Origin of the sequence: Coprococcus sp. OM06-34AC (genome assembly GCF_003462545.1) — a bacterium.
GTDB classification, from domain to species: Bacteria; Bacillota; Clostridia; order Lachnospirales; family Lachnospiraceae; genus Coprococcus; species Coprococcus aceti.
In genome coordinates this window covers 362300-384672 of sequence record NZ_QTZF01000002.1, presented here as the reverse complement: position 1 = coordinate 384672, position 22373 = coordinate 362300, and the positions used below count along the sequence as shown (strand labels likewise).

At 45.7% G+C, this 22373-nt stretch carries 17 protein-coding genes; 12 read left to right on the top strand and 5 right to left on the bottom strand.

Annotated features, from left to right (window positions below; all coding sequences use genetic code 11):
- The first annotated feature begins 40 nt into the window (after positions 1-40).
- From DXB91_RS04940 to hydE, 4 genes are all read left to right on the top strand, one after another.
- Positions 41-922: an energy-coupling factor transporter transmembrane component T gene (locus DXB91_RS04940; protein ID WP_242857353.1), complete on the top strand. Its 882-nt coding sequence runs from the start codon at positions 41-43 to the stop codon at positions 920-922.
- Between the two features lie 13 nt (positions 923-935).
- A complete protein-coding gene (locus DXB91_RS14395; RefSeq protein ID WP_147343971.1) occupies positions 936-3773 on the top strand; it encodes an ATP-binding cassette domain-containing protein in 2838 nt (945 codons plus the stop codon).
- Between the two features lie 31 nt (positions 3774-3804).
- Positions 3805-4479, top strand: a complete 675-nt coding sequence (locus tag DXB91_RS04930; RefSeq protein ID WP_055222243.1) for a YkgJ family cysteine cluster protein — start codon at positions 3805-3807, stop codon at positions 4477-4479.
- A 103-nt stretch (positions 4480-4582) separates the two neighbouring features.
- Positions 4583-5674 (top strand): [FeFe] hydrogenase H-cluster radical SAM maturase HydE, encoded by a 1092-nt coding sequence (gene hydE, locus DXB91_RS04925; RefSeq protein ID WP_015534576.1) that lies wholly within the window; start codon positions 4583-4585, stop codon positions 5672-5674.
- 122 nt (positions 5675-5796) lie between these two features.
- On the opposite strand, the gene DXB91_RS04920 is transcribed toward hydE, so the two are convergent.
- The 3 genes from DXB91_RS04920 to DXB91_RS04910 all read right to left on the bottom strand — a co-directional run bounded on the left by DXB91_RS04920 (position 5797) and on the right by DXB91_RS04910 (position 8668).
- The gene (locus DXB91_RS04920; protein WP_015534577.1) at positions 5797-6468 is read right to left on the bottom strand and encodes a YoaK family protein; all 672 of its coding nucleotides are present in this window, start codon (positions 6466-6468) and stop codon (positions 5797-5799) included.
- Positions 6469-6552: 84 nt separating this feature from the next.
- On the bottom strand, positions 6553-7920 hold the full coding sequence (locus DXB91_RS04915; protein ID WP_118016962.1) for a threonine/serine ThrE exporter family protein: 1368 nt from the start codon (positions 7918-7920) through the stop codon (positions 6553-6555).
- Positions 7907-8668, bottom strand: a complete 762-nt coding sequence (locus tag DXB91_RS04910; RefSeq protein WP_118016961.1) for a DUF4866 domain-containing protein — start codon at positions 8666-8668, stop codon at positions 7907-7909. Before DXB91_RS04910 ends, DXB91_RS04915 begins: the two co-directional genes overlap by 14 nt.
- A 203-nt stretch (positions 8669-8871) precedes the next feature.
- Here DXB91_RS04910 and DXB91_RS04905 point away from each other — a divergent pair, with 203 nt between their 5' ends.
- From DXB91_RS04905 to DXB91_RS04880, 5 genes are all read left to right on the top strand, one after another.
- Positions 8872-9762, top strand: coding sequence for a LysR family transcriptional regulator (locus DXB91_RS04905; RefSeq protein ID WP_117550120.1), 891 nt, complete (start codon positions 8872-8874; stop codon positions 9760-9762).
- Between the two features lie 4 nt (positions 9763-9766).
- Positions 9767-10819: a LysR family transcriptional regulator gene (locus DXB91_RS04900; RefSeq protein ID WP_118016960.1), complete on the top strand. Its 1053-nt coding sequence runs from the start codon at positions 9767-9769 to the stop codon at positions 10817-10819.
- Between the two features lie 225 nt (positions 10820-11044).
- On the top strand, positions 11045-13309 hold the full coding sequence (gene metE, locus DXB91_RS04895) for a 5-methyltetrahydropteroyltriglutamate--homocysteine S-methyltransferase (protein ID WP_118016959.1): 2265 nt from the start codon (positions 11045-11047) through the stop codon (positions 13307-13309).
- Between the two features lie 473 nt (positions 13310-13782).
- Entirely contained in the window at positions 13783-15147 is a 1365-nt protein-coding gene (locus DXB91_RS04885) for an ATP-binding protein (RefSeq protein ID WP_118016958.1), read from the top strand.
- Between the two features lie 51 nt (positions 15148-15198).
- Positions 15199-15843, top strand: a complete 645-nt coding sequence (locus DXB91_RS04880) for a phosphoribosylanthranilate isomerase (RefSeq protein WP_118016957.1) — start codon at positions 15199-15201, stop codon at positions 15841-15843.
- Positions 15844-15980: 137 nt separating this feature from the next.
- Here DXB91_RS04880 and DXB91_RS04875 read toward each other — a convergent pair whose 3' ends face one another.
- Positions 15981-19433: a glycoside hydrolase family 2 TIM barrel-domain containing protein gene (locus DXB91_RS04875; protein WP_118016956.1), complete on the bottom strand. Its 3453-nt coding sequence runs from the start codon at positions 19431-19433 to the stop codon at positions 15981-15983.
- A gap of 293 nt (positions 19434-19726) precedes the next feature.
- Here DXB91_RS04875 and DXB91_RS04870 point away from each other — a divergent pair, with 293 nt between their 5' ends.
- The 3 genes from DXB91_RS04870 (at position 19727) to DXB91_RS04860 (ending at position 21536) form a co-directional block, all read left to right on the top strand.
- Positions 19727-20581, top strand: coding sequence for a helix-turn-helix domain-containing protein (locus tag DXB91_RS04870; RefSeq protein WP_118016955.1), 855 nt, complete (start codon positions 19727-19729; stop codon positions 20579-20581).
- Between the two features lie 97 nt (positions 20582-20678).
- A complete protein-coding gene (locus tag DXB91_RS04865; protein WP_055272143.1) occupies positions 20679-20864 on the top strand; it encodes a hypothetical protein in 186 nt (61 codons plus the stop codon).
- Positions 20865-20912: 48 nt separating this feature from the next.
- Complete coding sequence (locus tag DXB91_RS04860) at positions 20913-21536, top strand: flavodoxin family protein (RefSeq protein ID WP_118016954.1); 624 nt, start codon at positions 20913-20915, stop codon at positions 21534-21536.
- Positions 21537-21857: 321 nt separating this feature from the next.
- Here DXB91_RS04860 and DXB91_RS04855 read toward each other — a convergent pair whose 3' ends face one another.
- Entirely contained in the window at positions 21858-22199 is a 342-nt protein-coding gene (locus tag DXB91_RS04855) for a helix-turn-helix domain-containing protein (protein ID WP_243003519.1), read from the bottom strand.
- Positions 22200-22373 lie beyond the last annotated feature (174 nt).

Below are 22373 nucleotides of genomic sequence, written 5' to 3'. Positions count from 1 at the left end.
GTACTGGACATAGTGATTGATAGGAGATAAAAATATAATTGTGAAAAGACAGGATTCATTTTCCACATATCACCCTATAGTCAATCTGGTATACTTTATATTCACTATAGGATATGCCCTGGCATTTACCCATCCGGTTTGCCTGGGCATGTCTTTTATAGGGGCATTTGTGTATTCGGTATTGCTTAGGGGATATGATGGCTTCAGGACTAATATAAAATATATGATCCCACTTATATTGCTGACGGCGCTCATCAACCCGGCGTTCAGCCATCAGGGAGTGACGATACTCACATATTTTCCGTCTGGAAATCCGTTGACATTGGAGTCTATAATGTATGGAATCATGGCTGCGTTTATGCTGGTGACAGTGATATGCTGGTTTTCGTGCTTTAACTGTGTTATATCATCGGACAAGATGGTGTATCTGTTCGGCAAGGCGGCGCCAGTGTTGTCACTGATACTTTCCATGACACTGAGGTTTATTCCGGACATAGCAGGACAGTTTGGAAAGGTGTACAGAGCTCAGAGGGCATCTGGATACAAACCAAAAGATTCGTGTTTTGTGAGAATTAGAACGGGCTGCCATGTGTTTTCTGCCGTTGTAACCTGGGCTCTTGAACGGGCGCTTGTCACTGCAGACAGTATGAGATCAAGGGGATATGGACTTCCCGGAAGATCTGCATATTCACTGTATAGATTTAGAAAAAGTGATACTAAAGCGCTTGCATTTATACTTGTGTGTGGATTGTATGTGCTGGCAGGCAGTGTGCGCGGAGGATTTGCGTTCTGGTATTATCCGTCTATAAGAGGAAGTGTAAGTGGTACACTCACTGTAAGTATGTATGTAGTGTATGTATGTCTTATATGTGTTCCAATATATATGCAGGCAAAAGAAAATGTTAATATTCGAAAAATGTGACAAAGGAGAAGCCGTGAATATATTAGATATAAAAGAACTGACATTTGCATATCCCGATAACAATGATGATTCGGGCGAGAGATATTTGCTTGATGCATTGAAAAATGTGACGCTATCAGTGGGGCAGGGGGAATTCGTGGTCATATTGGGAAGTTCCGGATGTGGAAAGACCACACTTCTTAGGCAGTTGAAGACAAGTATTGCTCCTCACGGAAGATCGTCCGGGAAGATAGAGTTCAAAGGAAGAAGCCTGGAGGAGATGGATGACCGGACATCAGCAAGGCAGATCGGATTTGTACAGCAGGATGTCAATGCACAGCTTGTCACTGATAAAGTGTGGCATGAGCTGGCATTTGGATTGGAGAGTCTGGGATACGATAATGGATATATCAGACGACGCGTTGCGGAGATGTGTTCATTCTTCGGGTTGTCCGGGATATTCCACAGGCGTGTCGCAGAGCTGTCTGGCGGACAGAAGCAGATGGTGAATCTTGCGTCGGTCATGGCTCTGTCTCCGGAGGTGCTGATACTGGATGAACCGACCAGCCAGCTCGATCCGATAGCTGCGAATGAATTCATAGCATGTCTTGTGAGAATCAACAGGGAGCTTGGCACGACCATCATCATGACTGAGCATAGGCTGGAGGAGGTGCTTCCGGTGTGCAGCAGAGCGGTGGTCATGGATGAAGGCACAGTGCTGTGTCAGGGAACTGTCAAGGAGGTAGCTGCCACCCTGAAAAATGAAGGACAGAGGTTAAAGGAAAAAGGTATAAACAGAAATGGATTGTATCTCTCCATGCCGGCGGCTGTCCAGGTGTATCTGGGGCTTGATGGCTCGGATGAATCTCCGGTGACCGTAACGGAGGGGCGAAACTGGTTGTCACAGTTTGACAGTAAGTACAGGGAATCGGGGCATGAGGTTGCGCCTGGGTATGTGCTGGTGGATGAAGGGGATGCCAGGGAGGCAGATGGTCAGAAAACTGACCATGGTGCTGTAGAAACTACAAGAAAAATTGCGAATCGTCAGGACAAGTCCTGGGCAGTCAGGATAGATGAGGTTCACTTCAGATACGACAAGGGTTCGCAGGAAGTACTTCGCGGTCTGGATCTTGACATATACGATAATGAGATACTTATGATAAATGGAAGCAACGGATGCGGCAAGTCGACGTTGCTCTCCCTGATAGCGGGGGTAAATAAGCCGTACCGTGGAAGAATAAAGATAAAACAGGGTAAAAGTGTGGGCATGCTCCCACAGAACCCGGAGCTTCTTTTCACAAGACGTTCTGTACGGGAAGAACTGGTGGACGCAAGTGACAGAAAAAAGCTGGTGGACATAGTGAGGTTCTGTAAGTTGGAGCATTTGATGGACAGACATCCTTACGATCTGTCAGGAGGAGAGAAGCAGAGACTGGCACTTGCAAGGGTACTTCTGTATGATCCTGATATTCTGCTCATGGATGAGCCGACAAAGGGGCTTGATAATGGGTTTAAGGCAGAACTCAAGTGTATGCTCAGAGATCTGCAGCGACATGGCAAGACCATAGTGGTGGTGAGCCATGATGTGGAATTCTGCGCTGTGGCGGGAGACCGTATAGCGCTGCTGTTCGATGGGGAGCTTGCCACAGTGAACGGCGTACAGGAATATCTGGCGGGCAATAATTTCTTCACCACTGCGGCGGCAAGGATCTCCCAGGGGATACTTCATGGTGCTGTTACTGTGACCGACATATTGAGGGCATATGGCGTTTCTGACAGCGAAGCCGGAGGGGAAGGCAGCTCTGGTGGTGACTCACGTGAGCCCAGATGTGAAGATGCAGATGTGGATGATGATAACAGGATTCCTGACGCTGAAATAACCAGAGATATTGTGCTGACGAAGGAGCGGGAGACGGACCCCCTGAAATGGTGGCAGATACTCACGATATCTGTCACGTCGGTGATCATCATATTCTGCTTCTGGCAGACCATGGCTCAGTCCAATCTGGCAGATCTTGTGCAGAGAGGGATGACCATCACGTCAAAGGGATGGAAATATCTGGCTATGTATGGAGTGATGATATGTGCCATAGCGGGGCTGCTCCTTGCTATAAGACCTGTCACCAAAAAGAAGAACGAGGATATCGTCATGGAAGCTGCCGGTCACAGATCCGTCAGGAGAACGATATTAAGTATAGTGGCTATGCTCGTTGTGATTCCACTTACGATATGGTTTGGATGCGAGAGACTTGGAGACAAAAAATATTATTTTATATCTCTGCTGATTATAATAGAGGCAATGATCCCGTTCTTCGTATCATTTGAGGGAAGAAAGCCCAAGGTAAGGGATATAGTCATATTGGCGGTTATGTGTGCTCTGGCCGTCACGGGCAGGGTGGCATTCTTCATGCTCCCGAACTTCAGCCCGACCATGGCCATAGTGATCATATCCGGAGTGGCATTTGGCTGCGAAGGAGGATTTGTGGTCGGCGCAATGTCCATGTTCGTGTCTAATTTTCTGATGGGGCAGGGCCCGTGGACTCCGTGGCAGATGTTTGCCATGGGACTGGTGGGGTTCATGGCGGGACTCTTCTTCTCCAAAAGCGGAGTGCGGACAAAGAACACGACAAAGCTTGGACTGTGCATATTCGGTGCACTTATCTGTATCCTGATATACGGCGGAATAATGAATCCGGCGTCGGTGATAATCTGGCAGCCGGCTGTGAACAGGAGCATGATCATAGCGTCATATGTGACGGGATTCCCATTTGACGTGGTGCATGGAACTGCAACGGTGATATTCCTGTGGCTACTGGCAAGACCATTTCTTGAGAAGCTTGACAGGGTGCGGATCAAGTATGGTGTTCTGTAGACAAATAATAAAATGATTGAGGATTACTGCTATGATAAGAAATGAGAAACTGGAAGATATCTCAGATGGAAGATTATACGATGCAAATGATATGGTGAAGGCGTACTGCGATGAGTGCAAGGGGTGCCATGCCTGCTGCACAGGGATGGGGAGTTCCATCATCCTTGATCCACTGGACGTGATGAGACTTTGTAAGGAGACCGGAAAGAACTTTACACAGCTGCTTGAAAAGGAGCTTGAGGTCAATGTGGTGGATGGTCTGGTGCTTCCAAATATAAGGATGACGGCGGATAAGTGCCCATTCTTAAACGATGATGGCAGATGCAGCATCCATAGCGCGAGACCTGGCTTTTGCAGACTCTTTCCACTTGGCAGATATTACACCGATGACGGATTCAGATACATCCTGCAGATACATGAGTGTGAGCGCGCGGGCAGGACTAAGGTCAAGGTGTCGAAATGGATAGATACAGAGGACTTGCCGCGGTACACGAAATATATAAATGACTGGCACAAGTTCCAGAAGGACATGCAGAGAAACCTGATCGAGTATATGCGCGCTGGCGAGGATGAGACAGCGAGAAATCAGACCATGCTGGTGCTGCAGGTTATGTATGTGGGAATGTATGATGCGGAGAAGGATTTCTATGATCAGTTTGATGCCAGACTTGCGCACATTAGGAGTCTGCTGTGTATGACGGAGTAGAAAGGGATGGAATGGAGTATCTGGATGTAACTTTGTTTACCTTGTATCGGAAATCACTTGATCATACAGAGTTATAAATGTAAAAACAGGGTATAGAGTTTATATGGGAAAAGTTAGAGATATCATAGATAAGACATTTGAATATGGACAGGGCAGAGGTGAACTGCCGGGAGTCAATGAGCTGGGTGAAGCTATAAGAATTTTGTCGGATTCAGAGAACCCTCAGAGCTCTCAGGATGATCTCTCTGACTTTGAGTATCTCAGAAGGAAGGCTTACGATCTGGCTCATCAGAGTTTTGGCAACAGGATATATATAAGAGGACTTATCGAGTTTACGAACATTTGCAAGAATGATTGCTACTACTGCGGTATCAGGAAGAGCAACAGCCATGTGGACAGATATCGTCTGACAATGGATCAGATTCTGGCTTGTGCCGATGAGGGATATGTGTTGGGATTTCGCACATTTGTGCTTCAGGGAGGCGAGGACGGAGGCTTTTCGGATGAGGCTATAGCTGACATAGTGAGGTGCATCAAGGAGAGATATCCGGACTGTGCTGTCACGCTGTCATTTGGCGAGCATCCATATGAGACTTACAGGCTGTGGCGGATGGCCGGGGCGGACAGATATCTTCTGAGACATGAGACCGCGGACAGGGTGCATTATGAAAGATTACACCCGGATTCGATGAGCTATGACAACAGAGTCAGATGTCTGTATAATCTTAAAAGTCTTGGGTATCAGGTGGGAAGCGGATTCATGGTGGGATCGCCGTATCAGACGCCGGTGAATCTGGCCGAGGATCTGCATTTCCTTGCGAAGCTGCAACCACAGATGATAGGAATCGGGCCGTATGTTCCTCACAAGGAGACGCCATTTGCGAAGATGAAGCAGGGAACGGTCAGGCAGACGTTGGTGATGATAAGCCTGCTGAGACTGATGTTCCCGAAGGCACTCATACCATCCACCACATCTCTCGGAACGATAGCGGCGGATGGCAGGGAGCGTGGGTTTATGCACGGTGCGAATGTGGTCATGCCGAATCTGTCTCCTGTGTCTGTCCGAAAGAAATACGAGCTCTACGACAACAAGATATGCACGGGGGAGGAATCAGCTCAGTGCCGCGGCTGCCTTGACAGGCGCGCAGAGGCGTTCGGATTCCAGGTAGTTGTCGATAGAGGAGATCCCTTATGATGTCTGGAAGCGCACTGATGTGCGCGTAGGTCATCAAGCAAAGCTTGACGATATATCACGCAGACGCCGCGCGAAGCGCCTTTTCATGCGTCTGCTCCTTGAGGACTCGCGTAAGCTCATTTTTACTCTCTCTCTTCCTTGATGAACATGAACAGAAAGCTCACGAACAGCAGACAGCAGGAGAACCAGATGGTCCTCATATCAAATATACGGATGAAGTGACCGCCCACAGCGGCACCGATTCCGAATAGCAGGATGATCGCCCAGTAGCATAGGGATTTGAACAGTGTGTTCCTGTCCTTTGTTCTGAAGTATGCACACAGGGCATCTGTGCCGCTTCGGATATTTCCAATGCACATGGTGCTGGCAAATGCGTAGCCGTTGACCTTCCTGAATGCCTGAACCTGCATGGCACATGAAAATGAAACCATGGCATTTGCGAGAAGATTGAGTTTTATGGGAAGAAATCCCACGATAAGAAGCAGAAAAATCTCACACAATACAACGATCTGTCTCCAGTGAAACTGCTGCATATTCTGAAATTTCTGTTTTATACACTCGGCAGCAGCAATTCCAAGCGCAAAAAATAATAGAGGAACGGCATAGTGTACACACATTCTCCAGTTTCGGTCTACAAGATTCTGACCGAGAAGAACTATGTTGCCTGTCTGTGCATTTGCAAATACCTTTCCTCTGAATATATAGGTATATGCATCCTGCAGGCCTCCTGATACTGACAGGAAGGCCGCGGTGATGAAAGATTCTGACATTTGTCTATGTGGATAAAACTTCATGGTTCATATACTCCTTGGTTGTAGATTTGACATTCAGGCGCTGATCCCATCTGGGGGACGGAGGTGCCTGTCCCCATTTGGGGATCAGGTGCAGTACCTGAAGGTTTTGTCCGTCAGGATCCTTGCAAATATCAGTCCAAGTGGCAGGGCTATGATGATCATGATGGCAGCCGCAAACCAGGACACGGCATCGGAAAGTGACATGATTCCAAAGTTGTATATTGCACGATAAAGATAAAGCCCTGGAACCATGATGACTATGGATGGGACTGTCAGTGAGATTCGCGGATAACCGTTGGTGCTTTTGATGAATGAAGCGAGCAGTCCGGCCGTGAGGGCTCCGGCAAATGCGGCGGCAGCTGCAGGGATGCCGGCAAGATCTACCAGTTCAAGACGGAGAGTGTTGGCTATGGCACCGATGGCAGCGGCTGTGGCGGCCATGTGTATGGAGCTGTTGAACATGATGGAGAATCCGAACACACCACAGAAGCTGGCAATCAATCTGAATACCAGATGAAGTCCTGGTGTTATGTCGAGTGCTACAAAATCCTGTGGGTGAAGCTTCAGCAGAAGCGCCATGATCCATGCGAACATCGTTGCCACAAGCACAATGATGATCGAGTATGTAAGTCTCTCAAGTCCGGATCTCAGATCCAGCTTTGCAAGGTCTATACCGCTGGTAATGAATGGAAATCCCGGTATGATGAACAGCATTGAGCAGATATATCCGGCTTCGTGGAAGGCGGGTATATGAAATGCCAGCTCGGCGGCCTTTAGCAACAGTGCGTACACAAGACAAGCGGCTGACACGGATACAGCTATGTTCATATATAAAGTAAAATGGTGTTTGATAAGCTTTGTCCTTATGAGGTTTCCGATTCCGGCTGCGATAAATGCCAGCATCATTTCTACAGGCCCGCCGCCTAGGAGAAATGTGAAGGCACAGCAGGCGAGAGCAGAGGCAAGTCCGAGGCGGAGAGGAGAATACAAGGTATGTATTTTTTCTATCTCATCAAGTCTCTGATGGATTTCCTCGCCGGTCAAATGCGCCTCTTCATTTGGAAAATTGTCAACAAACTGCTCCATTCTATATAGCTTTGAGGTGTTCACGCCTGTATTGGCGATGCACAGGGACTGTGATACACAGTCGTGACCGTCAAAACAGTTGAATTCTATGGACATGAGTCCGACATCGACGGTACATGTGACTCCCAGTTCTTTGGAAAGCCTGTTCATGGAAGTACGGACACGCCATGCACCTGTTCCGCATGAGAGCATGATAAGACCGACTCTGCCTATGACAGAAGCCTTTTCAATCAGACTTGCCTTGCATATGAGTACATTGCTGTCGGCACTGGCGTAGTCATGCCATGGAATCTCCATGTGATTTTTTTCCATAATGTCTATGTATGATTCCGCATTTACGTTTTTTGCATTCTTACTTTTCCGCATATATGATCGCCTCGGCTTTCGCAACGTGTCTTTCCAGATTCTTCATGAGCAGTGAATCCGGCAGGAATATTCCAAGCTCGTCATATCGCATGCCTTGTTTGTTCAAAGTATCCTGACCGTAGAATACAAATGCCATGGGAAGATTCTTTTCCAGTTCAACCATGATATCCCACACAGCACAGTATGCTTCAGCTTCGGTCTCCTTGAGCTTTACCGTGTCCGGCAGTTCCCTGATGAGCAGGACTCCGGTGCACTCTTCAAGGATCTTCTGCCCGACTTCCATGTTGTCAGAAGTGTATTCATGGCTGTATCTGTACGCCTTTGCAAGATACATATTCTCGTTGTGTGTCATATGTGTGTATATATCGTGAAAGTGCTGATAATCCTTTTCTCTTACAGAGTTTCTGAATTCAGGCAGAAGTTCGCCGTGCTCACCGGTCATGATGACAGGATTGGTCTTGCCATCGGCGTTGAAGCGATATGGGATGAGGTAGGAATTCCTTAGCAGATCGAACATGGTATTGTTGCAGATGGACATGAGGAATGCCGACATATCTCTGTCCAGATAAGCTGAGAGCAGTGATTTTGTAAATTCTTCCGGTGAAAGATTGCAGTCGAAGTCATCATTGCAGAACAGGTAATTACAGAATGTGTCCATGAGCTTTTCACATGCCCAGGGATCCCTGAGGATCTTTTCAAATAATATTTCTGATTTTTCTTCCCTTGGGAAAATGGTATTTTCTTCCATAGATATGCGCATCCTTTCATATGATAAATGCTGTCTTGTCATTTAAATCTGGTTAGATTATACTATCGGAGTAGCAATAAGTGAAAATCATAATTGATATGGCAGTAATAACAAAATGATATGCTGGGGCTGCTACATGGAAAATAATTTTAAGAAAGGGAGTATAGCAGACATGTAATATAGTCTGTGGCTAACAATAGATTATGAACATTAATTTCGAGTATTATAAGATATTTTATTATGTTGCGAGATATCATAACTTTACCAAAGCCGCAAAGGTTCTTGGAAACAGTCAGCCAAATGTGACCAGGGCGATGAACTGCCTGGAGCAGCAGCTTGGAAGGATACTATTTGTCAGGACAAACAGGGGTGTACAGCTCACAAGAGACGGGGAACAGCTCTATTCATATGTGGAGGCTGCAATGTCACAGCTTCTGACGGCGGAGGATGAGCTGGCAGATGGTGAGAATCTCACTCACGGAAGTATAACGATAGGTGTCAGTGAGACGGCGTTAAATATATATCTGCTGGACAGACTGCGGGCATTTCACATGGCGTATCCGGGTATAAATCTCAAGATATACAACCATTCTACACCTCAGGCTGTGGAGGAAGTGAAGAATGGAAGTATAGACTTTGCAGTAGTTACAACTCCGGCTGATGTGGAGGCTCCTCTCAAGAAGATCGTGCTGCAGTCATATCGTGAGATACTTATCGGCGGAACGACATTTTCTTCACTTAAAAAGCAAAAACTGTCCATTGCGGAGATGAGGAACTATCCTATGATCTGTCTAGGCAGGGAGACTATGACATTCAGATTCTACGACAGAATATTCAGGGAGCATGGCGTGGAGCTTGCGCCGGACACGGAGGCGGCCACCACGGATCAGATACTGCCACTTGTGAAGTGTGAGCTTGGACTTGCATTTATACCGGAACTGATGGCGAGGGAGGCAGTAAAGAACAAAGAGGTTGTAAAGCTTTCACTTGAGGAAAAGCTTCCGGACAGGAATGTATGTCTTGTGTATGACTGCCTGCACCCGCTGAATGAGGCAGCAAAGCAGTTCAAGAAAATAATAGTAGAAAGCAGGTGAGAATATGACACTTCAGCAGCTTAGATATGTGGTGATGGTTGCGGATACGGGCACGATCACCGAGGCAGCGAACCGACTGTATATATCCCAGCCAAGCCTGACAAATGCCATCCATGAGCTGGAAAAAGAGATGGGGATAAATATATTCAACAGGTCAAATAAGGGAATAAGTCCGTCCATAGAGGGCGAGGTCTTCCTAGGCTATGCGAGACAGGTGCTTGAGCAGGCAAAGGTCCTTGAGGACAAATACAAGGGGGACGATGGCGGCAAGAAGAGCTTCTGCGTGTCCACCCAGCATTATTCATTTGCGGTAAATGCATTTGTTGACCTGATAAAGAGGTATGGACAGGACGAATATGATTTCAGCATAAGGGAGACACAGACCTATGAGATCATAGATGATGTCGCCAGGATGAGAAGCGAGATCGGAATATTGTTCATGAATGACTTCAATGAGAAGGTGCTGAACAAGATCCTCAGAGCAAATGACCTGGAATTTCATGAGCTGTTCGTGGCAAAGCCTCACGTGTTCATAAGCAGAAAGCATCCACTGGCGAAGAACGATATCATAACAAATGAAGAGCTGGAGGCGTATCCATATCTGTCATTTGAGCAGGGAGAGCACAACTCTTTTTACTTCTCGGAGGAAATATTCTCTACGACGGAGCGAAAGAAGAATATAAGAGTCAGGGATAGAGCGACACTGTTCAATCTGCTGATAGGTCTGAATGGATATACTGTGTGCAGCGGTGTCATAGATGAAAAGCTGAACGGCAAGGACATTATATCGGTGCCACTTGCGGATGAGAGCGATATGAGGATAGGGTATATCGTCCACAGGAAGGCGATCCTCAGCAGACTTGGAAACACCTATCTCGGTGCGTTGGCAAATTATCTCACGGCTGGCAGTGACGAGTCGGAAGATTCAGTAAAAATTCCTCAGAGAAAGCTCCAGCACAGGGGACGCTTCAACGAGATGAGGGATGACGGAGAGCCTGCCTGCGGAGATGTGAGGGAGAAGGCGGCGGAACATATGAGAAGGGTTAAAACCACATAGCTGACATAGAAAAAAAGACGTAGAAATAGCGTGGGTATAGCATAAAACTATATCCACGCTATATTTTTATGTATTATACAAGTGAGGGATGTCTTTATATAATGTGGAGCAGACGCATGAAAGGCGCTTCGCACGGCGTCTGCGTACTTCGCAAGGAATCTCCCGCAAGCGGGTCCTCCTTACGAAAATTTGTGGAGCAGACGCATGAAATTACAGGAGGATATGATGAAGACATCGGTTATAGGATTTCCAAGGGTGGGAACATTAAGAGAGTTAAAATTTGCATCTGAAAAATATTTCAGACATGAGATAACGGCGCAGGAGCTTACAGGAATTGCAGCGGATCTCAGACACAGACACTGGATGACACAGGTGGCAGCAGGGATAGGCTTTATTCCATGCAACGACTTTTCATTTTACGATATAGTGCTTGATACAGCAGTTCTTCTCGGAATTGTGCCAAAGAGATACAGAGAGCTAAATGTCTCAAAGCTTGACACGTACTTTGCCATGGCAAGGGGGTATCAGGGAGAATCCGGGGATGTGAAGGCTCTTGCGATGAAGAAGTGGTTTAACACAAACTATCATTACATAGTTCCGGAGATAGAGGATGACACGGTGATAAGCCTTGACTGCGAGAAACTTACAGGTGAATACGAGGAGGCCAAGGAGCTGGGGATCAAGACAAAGCCTGTGGTTATAGGACCATACACAATGCTTAAGCTCTGCAGATATGTGGGATCAAAGAATGCAGAAGACTTTGCTGATGATGTGGCAGAGGCTTACAGACAGCTCATCGCCGAGTGCGATGAAGAGAATGTGGAGTGGCTGCAATTTGATGAACCATCATTGGTGAGAGATATGGATGACGATGATAAGGCACTTTTCCACAGGGTGTATGACAGGGTATTTGCAGATCGTGCAGACTGTAAGATACTTCTCCAGACATACTTCGGTGATGTGAGGGATGTGTATGAAGATATCATAAATATGCCATTTGCCGGAATAGGCCTTGATTTTATAGAGGGCAAACAGACCGGTCAGCTTATAGACAGATACGGCTTCCCTGGGGATAAGGTACTTTTTGCCGGCCTGGTAAATGGCAAAAATATATGGAGAAATCATTACGACAAGACTCTCAATGTAGTAGGGCAGCTCCGCGATAAGAAGATAGATGTGGTTCTGTCTACATCATGCTCACTGCTTCATGTGCCATACACACTTAAGCAAGAGACGAAGCTGTCACAGGACTATCTGAGGTTCTTTGCATTTGCAGAGGAGAAACTTATTGAACTCTCGGAGCTTGCGGCACTTGCCGAGAGTTATAACTATACAGAGCTTGAGGCATACCACAAGAATCAGGAGTTATTTGCGGGAACAAGAGACTGCAACAGCGACGAGGTGAGACAGAGACTTGCGGCAGTGACTGAGGCAGATTATGTAAGACTTCCGAAGAGAAGTGAGAGGCAGGCACTTCAGAAGAAGGAATTTGGGCTTCCTGAGCTTCCGACAACCACTATAGGTTCATTCCCTCAGACTAAGGATGTGAAGTCACAGAGAGCACAGCTCAGAAAGGGAGAGATATCTGAGCAGGAATATGTGGACTTTGTAAAGGGAAAGATAAAGGAATGTGTAAAGTGGCAGGAGGACATCGGACTGGATGTGCTAGTGCATGGCGAGTATGAACGAAATGACATGGTTGAATATTTCGGTGAGGCACTTGGCGGATTCCTGTTCACTGAGAAAGCATGGGTACAGTCATATGGAACGAGATGCGTAAAGCCGCCTGTGATATGGGGTGACGTATACCGCAAAAAGCCGATCACGGTTGATTGGTCTGTATATGCGCAGTCGCTCACAGACAAGATCATGAAGGGAATGTTGACCGGTCCGGTGACGATACTCAACTGGTCATTCCCAAGGGAGGATATATCAATCAAGGAATCTATATCACAGATAGCGCTTGCAATCAGAGATGAGGTGCTGGATCTGGAGGCGCATGGAATAAAGATGATACAGATAGATGAGGCTGCACTCAGAGAAAAGCTTCCACTCAGAAAATCTGATTGGTATACGGAGTACCTTGATTTTGCGATACCTGCATTCCGTCTGACACACAGCGGTGTGAAGGCTGAGACACAGATACACACACATATGTGCTACAGTGAATTTACGGATATCATACCTGCCATAGATGATATGGACGCGGATGTGATCACATTTGAGGCGTCAAGATCCGATCTGCAGATCCTGGATTCTCTCAGGGAGAACAACTTCGAGACAGAGGTGGGACCTGGCGTATATGATATTCACTCTCCAAGAGTTCCGTCGGTGGCAGAGATCGTGAAGGCGGTAAATGTCATGCTCACGAAGATAGGCAGGGATAAGCTCTGGATCAATCCGGACTGCGGTCTTAAGACCAGAGGTGTGCCTGAGACTGACGCCAGCCTCAGAAATATGGTTGAGGCTGCCAGACAGGTAAGAAAATAATATATAAAATGCTTGACAAATTCACATAAATATTACGCAAGTCAGTCATAATGATGATCTGGTTATACGGCTGGAGAAAGCGGATTCAGACCGGCAAGCGAGTTTGGCATTCGCTATCATGGACTTGATGAGGGGGAGGATGCATCGTTTTTCCTCTGCAAGGAGCTGATTTCCGGATATCTTGATGGAGTCACGGGTGAGTACAGGATATTTCGTGGACGAAAAGGCTGTGGAAGAATTCGACAGGCAGTTTCCATATAAAGAGAAAAAGAAACTGCCCGGACAACTCTTTTCATAAGGGGGACCCGCCGTAAAATAAAAGAAAATTGTTACTAAAGCTCGCAAAGTTGCATAATCTGCCGAAAAAAAGGTTGGAAAAGTTGCAAAAATCACCGCGAAAAGGTTGGAAAAGTTGCAAAAAATTGATATCATAGGGATAGAAAAGTTGCAAATGCAGTATGTGGGGTGATTTTATGCTGGAAAGATCGGCAAAAAAATATATAGATTCATGGATTCAGAGCGGCAGAGACGCTTTGCTCATAACGGGAGCGAGACAGATCGGTAAGACATATCTTATAAAAGAATGCCTCAGGAAAAGTGGAGTGCCATATGTGGAATTAAATTTTATTGACCAGCCGGAGCTTGTCAAATTGTTTGATGGTGCCAGAGATGCAAAGGATCTGCTTATGAGACTTAGTCTGGTGACAAAACAGCCTCTTGAGAAAGACCGTACGATCATATTTCTGGATGAGGTGCAGGAGTTTAAAGATATAGTGACAAGAGTGAAGTTTCTGGTGGAAGATGGGAGCTACAGGTATATTATGAGCGGTTCGCTTTTGGGCGTAGAGCTGAATGACCTCAGATCTGCACCGGTTGGATATCTGCGTGTATGCGATATGTATCCGATGGATCTGTGCGAATTTATGGTTTCTGTTGGTGTGAATCAGAATGTGATCGACACACTGAAGGAATGCTTTACGCAGAGGCTGCCTGTTGATTCGTTTGTACATGAAAAAATGCTTGATGTATTCAATCTGTATCTTATCGTGGGCGGAATGCCGGAGGCGGTCAATACCTATGTGGAGACAAATGATCTTGCGAAGGTAGCGAAGGTACATGAAAAGATAGTTAGATTATATAAGAGTGATTTTACAAAGTATGAGACAAGATATAAGCTGAAACTGCAGGAGATATATGATGCTATGCCGGGACAGCTTGATCAGAAAAATAAACGATTCCAGATCAATAGTATAGGTAAAGGCCTCAGTTATGATAGGGTTGCAAATGATTTCATGTGGCTTAAGGATGCTGGGGTTGCGATACCGGTCTATAATATAAGTGAGCCGAAACTTCCACTTGTGATCAGCGAGAATAGGAATCTGTTTAAACTATTCTTCTCCGATGTAGGGCTGCTGACAAGCAGGTATTCGGATCAGGTAAAAATGGCGATACTGAATAAAGAAAAGTCTATAAACAATGGTGCGCTATTTGAAAATGTGGTTTCCCAGGAACTACTCAGCAAAGGTCATAAAGAATATTATTTTAACAGCAAAAAGCAGGGGGAGCTTGACTTTGTAATAGAACTGAATGGAAAAGTAGTTCCGCTGGAGATAAAATCGGGTAAGGATTACAAACGGCACTCTGCGTTGTGTAATGTCTTGGCTGATGAAAATTACGGAATAGAATATGCATATGTTTTTTCGGAGGGAAATGTAGAGGTCAGCGGCAAAAAAGTATATTTGCCGATATATATGATTGCGTTTCTGGAAAACGAAAAGATGGCTGACACGATATATAAACTTGACCTATCAGGGTTGACGTTCGATAAGGATATGTAGCATCAGTTTTCGCCTGTTGACGAGCCGATGTTAAAAAATAGGAGAGACAGCATGAAGATAAAGATGTGCGGAATCACGACCCCGGCCGATGTGGCCGCGGTGAATGAGGTGAGACCTGATTATATAGGAATGGTGATGTATTTCCCGAAATCAAAGAGAAATGTCAGTGTGGATACTGCGCGCAGATTACTTGAAGAACTGAGGGAAGATGTGAAGAAGGTTGCGGTGGTGGTATCCCCGGATGAGGAGCAGATAACAGAGATAGCAGAGCTGGGCTTTGATTTCATCCAGATTCATGGACAGGTCAGCGATGAGCTTATAGAGAGTGCACATTTGCCTGTGTGGAAGGCATTCAATGTAAAGGATATGGATATGTACCCACATTATCAAAGCCTTTCGAATATTGCAGGTTATGTGTTCGATGCCGGTGAACCTGGAAGTGGCAAGACATTTGACTGGAATAGTTTGAATGAAATAGAGCGTGATGGAAGGCTGTTTGTGCTTGCCGGAGGTCTCACGCCGGACAATGTGCGGCGGGCGATAGAGCAGGTACATCCCGACGTAGTCGATGTGTCATCTGGCATAGAGTACGATGTGGTAGGTGGCGTCCAAAAATCGGGCAAGGATCCGGAGAAGATGCGCCGGATGAAGAGGAATACCGCTGCTTGGCAGATTTCGGGTAAATCTGATAATTGATTCTCGCTAATCACAGTCAAAATGGTGAAAAAGATACAAAATTGTATCTAAATACTCATATAAGCGGAAAAAAGGACAAAGTTTGGAGACTTTGTCCTTTTTCATAAGATAAACTTAATTTAGCGATAATTTTGTATCTATTTCACATGCATGGTAAATCCAAATTCCCACTCATCCTCGTCAAATCTGTATTTCTCATCAAGCTCAGGACCGCAGCTGTTGGAGCCGATTCCGTTCTGGCGATAGTCTATGCACAGGACGGATTTGCCGCTCTCCGGCAGCTCGTAGTTGTGGGCTGCTTTGGTCAGTTCCTCTGCGGTGTAAGGCGAGGCGTTCATTGAAAATGGCACAGCGGATGTCACGGTTATGCTGTGGGCTGTTGTGGCTACGATCGTTTCGGCTGTCTGCGCATTGCAAATGCTCTGATATGATGAACCGTTGACAAAGTTATTTTTGTCGGAGCTATTCCTGTCAGACTCGTCGCTTGCTCCAGGGGCACTGACCTGAACAAGGCTACAGTCAAAGTGGCTTCCATTTTCCTGTGGCATGATATAGTCCTCGTGCATCTCGTCAATGGATGCAGAAAATGAGCCATGCCAGCTTGCATGGTGCTTGTCTGCGTAGCTTTCATATGGACCCATACCGATATAATTTACATTTCGCATATCTTCTCTCAAAATCATCCTCACGCCAAATCTTGGGAGCGTAGGGAATTCAGCATTTTTCTTTACATGCATTTTTGATTTTATAGTTCCTTCAGGTGTTATTATCCATTCAGCGTTTATCCTCAGAACAGGCTGTACCGTTGGTGCTGAGAGGCTTGACGTGCACGATATCACGGCACATCCATCTTTTATAATGCAGCCAGTCTCATATGTCCTCTCGGATATCATGTCATAGTGGGCTCTTAACCACTCGTTCTTGATATTTCTGTCGTTGTCTGTAGGCGCGCGCCAGATAGTCTTATCGCATGGAGCAGCGAGAAGTTCCTGACCGTCCATTGCAAAGCCTGTAAAGTTTCCTGTGTTCCTGTCAAATATATATTCAAAATTACTTCCGCTGACAACAAATTCTGTGTCGCTTTCCGATACATGAAGATGGGCAGAAGCTGTATCCTGAGTAGTCAGATATTGTTCCGCCAAATTCTGCGCCTTGTCCAAAGACGATGCTTTATCCAGGACCTTGTCTGCGTTCTGTTTTTGTGTGGCAAGTTCTATCTCGTCAAATCCCAACACATCACCTTTCTTTACGAATGCACTGTCACAAGCTGCCTTATATATCACACGGAGAAACATTCTGTGTGTAATAATATCTTTTGTGCAATCGGCGACATCTGAACATTCAACAACACTGGAACGATCAGTAACATCTGAGCTGCCAGAAATGTCAGCATGACTTGCTGCATATAAGTCTGACAATGATTTCTGTATATTTGTAGTAGGGTTCAGGCTGACAGTTCCATCGCCGTGAGGTGCCACGGAAGGAACATCAATATTTCCGGATGTAACCACCTGCCCATCACAAGTGACTTCATAGCTCATAGTGAGGTAGTCCCTGATGTCAGTGAAATCCATGTAGTTGTGCAGAGTCAAAACTCCATTTGTCTCATCATATCCAGTGATCCTTACCGGGCGGTTGATGTTCTTGAATTCAAGAAGTCCTGTGTGTGGTCTGCGGTCCGGATACACCAGACCGTCCATACAGAAGTTGCCGTCGTGGATAGTCTCACCGCTGTCTCCACCGTAGGCGTACATATCCTTGCCGTTTGCCGCCTTGCCCCTGTATATGGCGTGGTCGCACCACTCCCACACAAAACCGCCACAGGTGGTCTCGTGGCTGTCGAAGAACTGGAAGTAGTCCTCCAGATCTCCAGGGCCGTTGCCCATGGCATGACAATATTCGCACAGGATGTAAGGCTTGTCGCCATCACCATCTATATACTCAGCCATCTCGGATATGGATGGATACATTCTGCTGTAGAGATCCAGATTACTGTAATCGTATTTTCTCTTGCCGTCTGTATACTGGGCGCTCTCGTAGTGGGTGAGACGGGAGCTGTCATAGGACTTGACCCATGCCAGAGCCTCCTCAAATGTCACGCCGTAAGCACTTTCATTTCCCATGGACCAGATGACTACGCTGGCACGGTTCTTGTCCCTGATGACGCAGCGCCTGATGCGGTCAAGAATGGATTCACAGAATTCAGGATTGTTGGCGATCGGCTCATTCCACCTTGCTGCCTTGTTATCCCAATTATTATCAGAATAGAACAATTCACTTGGACCATGTGCCTCTATGTCAGCCTCGTCTATCACATAGAATCCATATTCGTCGCAGAGCTCATAGAAATAAGGAACATTTGGATAATGGCTGGTCCTTATGGCGTTGACATTGTGCTGCTTCATGAGAGACATATCCCTGATGACCTGTTCTCTGCTGATTGTAAAACCGGTCACAGGGTCAGAGTCGTGTCTGTTCACTCCGTGGAACTTGATAGGCATGCCGTTGATGTACACGATCTTATTCTCTATCGTTATCTCCCTGATTCCTATCCTGTCAGTGATGACCTCACCGGCGCATCTTATGATGACAGTGTAGAGGTATGGCTTTTCTGCATTCCACAGCACAGGGGAGTCGATCGACAAAGTAATGCTGCTGGAGCTGGCTGCGGTTTTGCCTTCGTCTGCATTGGTATTGGCATCGCTCTGAGCGGAAATTTCACATTTTACACAGCCTGATGAACATATGCTGCCATCGGCGTCCAGAATAGTAACTTCAATATCAACATTTGAATCAGCGCCTTTATCAACCACTGTTTCCGGTTTTGATGAAAAACGGTCTTCAACGCAGGAATATTCTGTAAATGCTGTGAAGTCTATGGTTACATCTGCCTTAGTTGGATCCTTTATATCGTCACAGCTGGTCTTTATGAAATAGTCGTATACAGCACCCTCAGAGCGTTTCAGGATATATACATCCCTGAAAATACCGCTCATGCGGAACTTATCCTGATCCTCAAGATAGCTTCCGTCGCACCATTTGAGGACCAGCACGCAGAGCCTGTTGGAGCCGTTTATTATGAATTCGGTTATGTCAAATTCACTGGTTGAGTGGGACACCTGGCTGTAGCCAACATACCTGCCGTTGAGCCATACATAGAAACAGGAATCTACACCCTCAAAGTTCAAGTGCGCGAGTGGCGCGTCCTCGTTCTGATCGTAGTCGAAGTCGGTCACATATGCTCCGCATGGGTTGTCCTTTGGAACATAAGGTGGGTCAAATGCAAATGGATACCTGACATTGGTGTACTGGTGATAGTCGTATCCGTGCATCTGCCATACTGATGGAACCGGAATATCATCGAAACCGGATATATCATATCCCTCACTGTGGAATTCGTCCTGAAGCTTATAAATGCTGTCATAGTAGCGGAACTTCCAGGTTCCATTCAGAAACTGTACTCTGTCCGAGTGATCCCTTGCATCAAGGGATGTGCTGTATGCCTTCCCAGCAGGAATATAGTAATTCCTATCCGGCATGGTGTTCTCGTGCAGAATATGCAGATTTTCGTAGTGACGCGGAATGATCATAACAATACCTCCTGTGGTTAATTTAATATATAAAACGTTGTATATTCGTCGTTTGTTAGATATATTATAAGATAACGGCACATGAAAAGTCCATACATATAATGAGACAAAATATGCACATTCTAGTTTTATAAGGCGGATACACCGCACCCTGCAAGTCCGCTTGCAGGGTGAAGTCTCTGAACAGACAAAAGAAAAAGTATAAAGCATACAGGATGTGTCTGCACACGCTTCAAAATAGTGTAAAAATAGTGAAATAATAGTGTGATTTGCCATATAGAAAGGAGCCACACATGTATACAAACTCAGCATATCTTCACAACTCACTGCTCGACATAGTGGACAAGAGCAGACCGCTCATAGTCACAAGCTGCGGAACGTACAAGCTGTATACACAGAAAGAGTTTACGACCTACAGACCTAAGGGGCGTAAGGATTATCAGCTCATATATGTGGCGGCGGGAAAGGCACATTTTGAGATAGATGGGCAGGATGTGATCGCCTGTCCCGGAAGCATGGTGATATACAGGCCGAGACAGATGCAACGGTATGTGTATTACGGAGACGAACACACGGAGGTGTTCTGGGTGCATTTTACCGGGGGAGAGGTGAAGCAGACACTCAGGCGATACGGAATAAATGACGATGTGAATATGTTCTATGGTGGAGACCATGCTGAGTACAGAATTTTGTTCAGGCAAATGATACAGGAGCTACAGCTCTGCCGGGATGACTATGAGGAGATGTTGGAATACATATTCAGACAGATGCTTATCTCAGCTCACAGGCAGCAGGGGCAGGATGATTCCAAAACTGTGTCGGCCATGGCAGAGGAGATGGACCGTGCGGCGGCATATTTTAGTGAGCATTATAACGAGGGAATACTTGTGGAGGACTATGCAAGCATGCACAACATGAGCGTGAGCTGGTTCATACGGAACTTTAGACAGCGCATCGGAACCACGCCCACACAGTACATCATGTCAAAGCGTATAGCTAACGCCCAGATGCTTCTCGAGAGCTCGGACTACAACATGACAGAGATAGCAAAGATAGTTGGATACGATAATCCGCTTTACTTTAGCCGGGTGTTTAAAAAAGAAAAAGGAATGTCTCCTATGGAGTACAGGAAGTCGATCAGGCGGTGATAAATAGCTGGAAAAAATTTATCATTAAGTGTATATATAATATAGAAGAAACTGCCATGTGTGTGTGGCGGTGGAAATTAACATGGAGGGATAAAACGTGAGCAGCAATTTATACAAATCAATATTATTTGTAATTTTGGCTATAGTATTTGTGGTGGCTAAGCTGATAAAAAAGTCAGTGTATTCCCTGGGCGTGACGGTATTCTGTGTCAGCGTTTTGCTTGTACTGGCGATAATATTTTTAGTCAAATATATAAAAGAAAAGAGAACTGCTGATAAGTAATCGACAGTTACATATAAATAGTGGTGTAAATGATTGGAGGAACTGAATATGAAGGTTTTAATGTTGAATGGAAGTGCGAAGCCGCAGGGCAATACATACCGCGCACTTTACGAGGTAGGCGAGCAGCTTAAGAAAGAGGGAATAGATTACGAGATATTCCAGATCGGAGCAGATCCGATAAGAGATTGTATAGGCTGTGGCCAGTGTGGTGCAAAGGGATGCTGTATATTTGATGATGACAAGGTGAATGAATTTGTGGAGAAGGCAACAGAGGCTGACGGATTCGTATTTGGATCACCTGTATACTATGCTCATCCAAGTGGAAGAATATTATCATTCCTGGACAGGGCATTTTATAGTGGCAAGAAAGCGTTTGAGTATAAGCCGGGCGCATCTGTGGCAGTAGCAAGACGTGGCGGAACATCAGCATCATTCGATGTGATGAATAAATACTTTGGAATATCACAGATGCCGGTGGCTGGCTCTACATACTGGAATCTTGTACACGGACGCGTGCCTGGAGAGGCTGAGCTGGATGCGGAGGGTATGCAGACCATGAGGAATCTTGCTAAGAACCTTGCATGGATGCTCAAATGCTTTGAAGCCGGCAAGGCAGCAGGTGTTGCACTCCCTGACACGGAGAGAGGCAACCAGACGAACTTTATAAGATAAATTAGTAAAGATTATAATATCGTGAAGCAAATGACAAAGATTGAGTTTAACCTAAATCAGAACATAGTGTTAATGGTAGAAAGAGAGATTACATATGTAATCTCTTGAACTATAGTCAAGGTATGGAAATGGTAAGTATTCTACTGCTAACACTTTTTAAAATATAAATGCGTTTGATTCAAAGGAGATTTGGTTTGTGTTTGTTATTGCTGATAATGTGGCATCCGACAATGATCTGGTGATTCATGTAATTGCGTTTATATTGTGCTTATGATAAATAGAATATGTCAAAATGATAAGCGAGCTGTGGTCTTGTAAAGATCACAGCTCGTCGTCCATCTCAATATAATCCGGCCTGTTGTTGTTCATGGTCTCCTGACTGGAGAGCGTTCTCTGGCGCTTTTCCTGCCGGTAGGCATTAGGCGACATTCCGGTGGGCTTGCGGAAGATCTTGTGGAAAGCCTCGGCGGACTGGTAGCCGCATGAAAATGCAATACTTTCTATAGAAAGCTCAGATATGGTAAGCATATGCTGGGCTTTTGTTATGCGGAAATTCTGCAGGTATTTCACAGGACTCATCCCGGTGTACTGCTTGAACAAGTCGGAGAAATAGCTTCTGTTGATTCCAACGTAGTCAGACAGCTCCTCCACCTTCATCGGCATATAGAGATGTCGTTGTAACTGAACATATTAGAAAAATATTTTGTTGACGTCAATATAGATATACTATATTATTGAATTGCAAACTAAGTTGATCTGAACTTATATATAATTAAAGAGGGGGATAAAACACAATGAAAAAATAAGACTAATTCTGGTAATGTTGGCTATACAAAG

Coding starts and splice junctions, on each gene's coding strand:
- DXB91_RS04930 (WP_055222243.1), top strand. CDS start 3,805: ATGATAAGAAATGAGAAACTGGAAGATATCTCAGATGGAAGATTATAC.
- hydE (WP_015534576.1), top strand. CDS start 4,583: ATGGGAAAAGTTAGAGATATCATAGATAAGACATTTGAATATGGACAG.
- DXB91_RS04920 (WP_015534577.1), bottom strand. CDS start 6,468: ATGAAGTTTTATCCACATAGACAAATGTCAGAATCTTTCATCACCGCG.
- DXB91_RS04915 (WP_118016962.1), bottom strand. CDS start 7,920: ATGCGGAAAAGTAAGAATGCAAAAAACGTAAATGCGGAATCATACATA.
- DXB91_RS04910 (WP_118016961.1), bottom strand. CDS start 8,668: ATGGAAGAAAATACCATTTTCCCAAGGGAAGAAAAATCAGAAATATTA.
- DXB91_RS04905 (WP_117550120.1), top strand. CDS start 8,872: ATGAACATTAATTTCGAGTATTATAAGATATTTTATTATGTTGCGAGA.
- DXB91_RS04900 (WP_118016960.1), top strand. CDS start 9,767: ATGACACTTCAGCAGCTTAGATATGTGGTGATGGTTGCGGATACGGGC.
- metE (WP_118016959.1), top strand. CDS start 11,045: ATGAAGACATCGGTTATAGGATTTCCAAGGGTGGGAACATTAAGAGAG.
- DXB91_RS04885 (WP_118016958.1), top strand. CDS start 13,783: ATGCTGGAAAGATCGGCAAAAAAATATATAGATTCATGGATTCAGAGC.
- DXB91_RS04880 (WP_118016957.1), top strand. CDS start 15,199: ATGAAGATAAAGATGTGCGGAATCACGACCCCGGCCGATGTGGCCGCG.
- DXB91_RS04875 (WP_118016956.1), bottom strand. CDS start 19,433: ATGATCATTCCGCGTCACTACGAAAATCTGCATATTCTGCACGAGAAC.
- DXB91_RS04870 (WP_118016955.1), top strand. CDS start 19,727: ATGTATACAAACTCAGCATATCTTCACAACTCACTGCTCGACATAGTG.
- DXB91_RS04860 (WP_118016954.1), top strand. CDS start 20,913: ATGAAGGTTTTAATGTTGAATGGAAGTGCGAAGCCGCAGGGCAATACA.
- DXB91_RS04855 (WP_243003519.1), bottom strand. CDS start 22,199: ATGCCGATGAAGGTGGAGGAGCTGTCTGACTACGTTGGAATCAACAGA.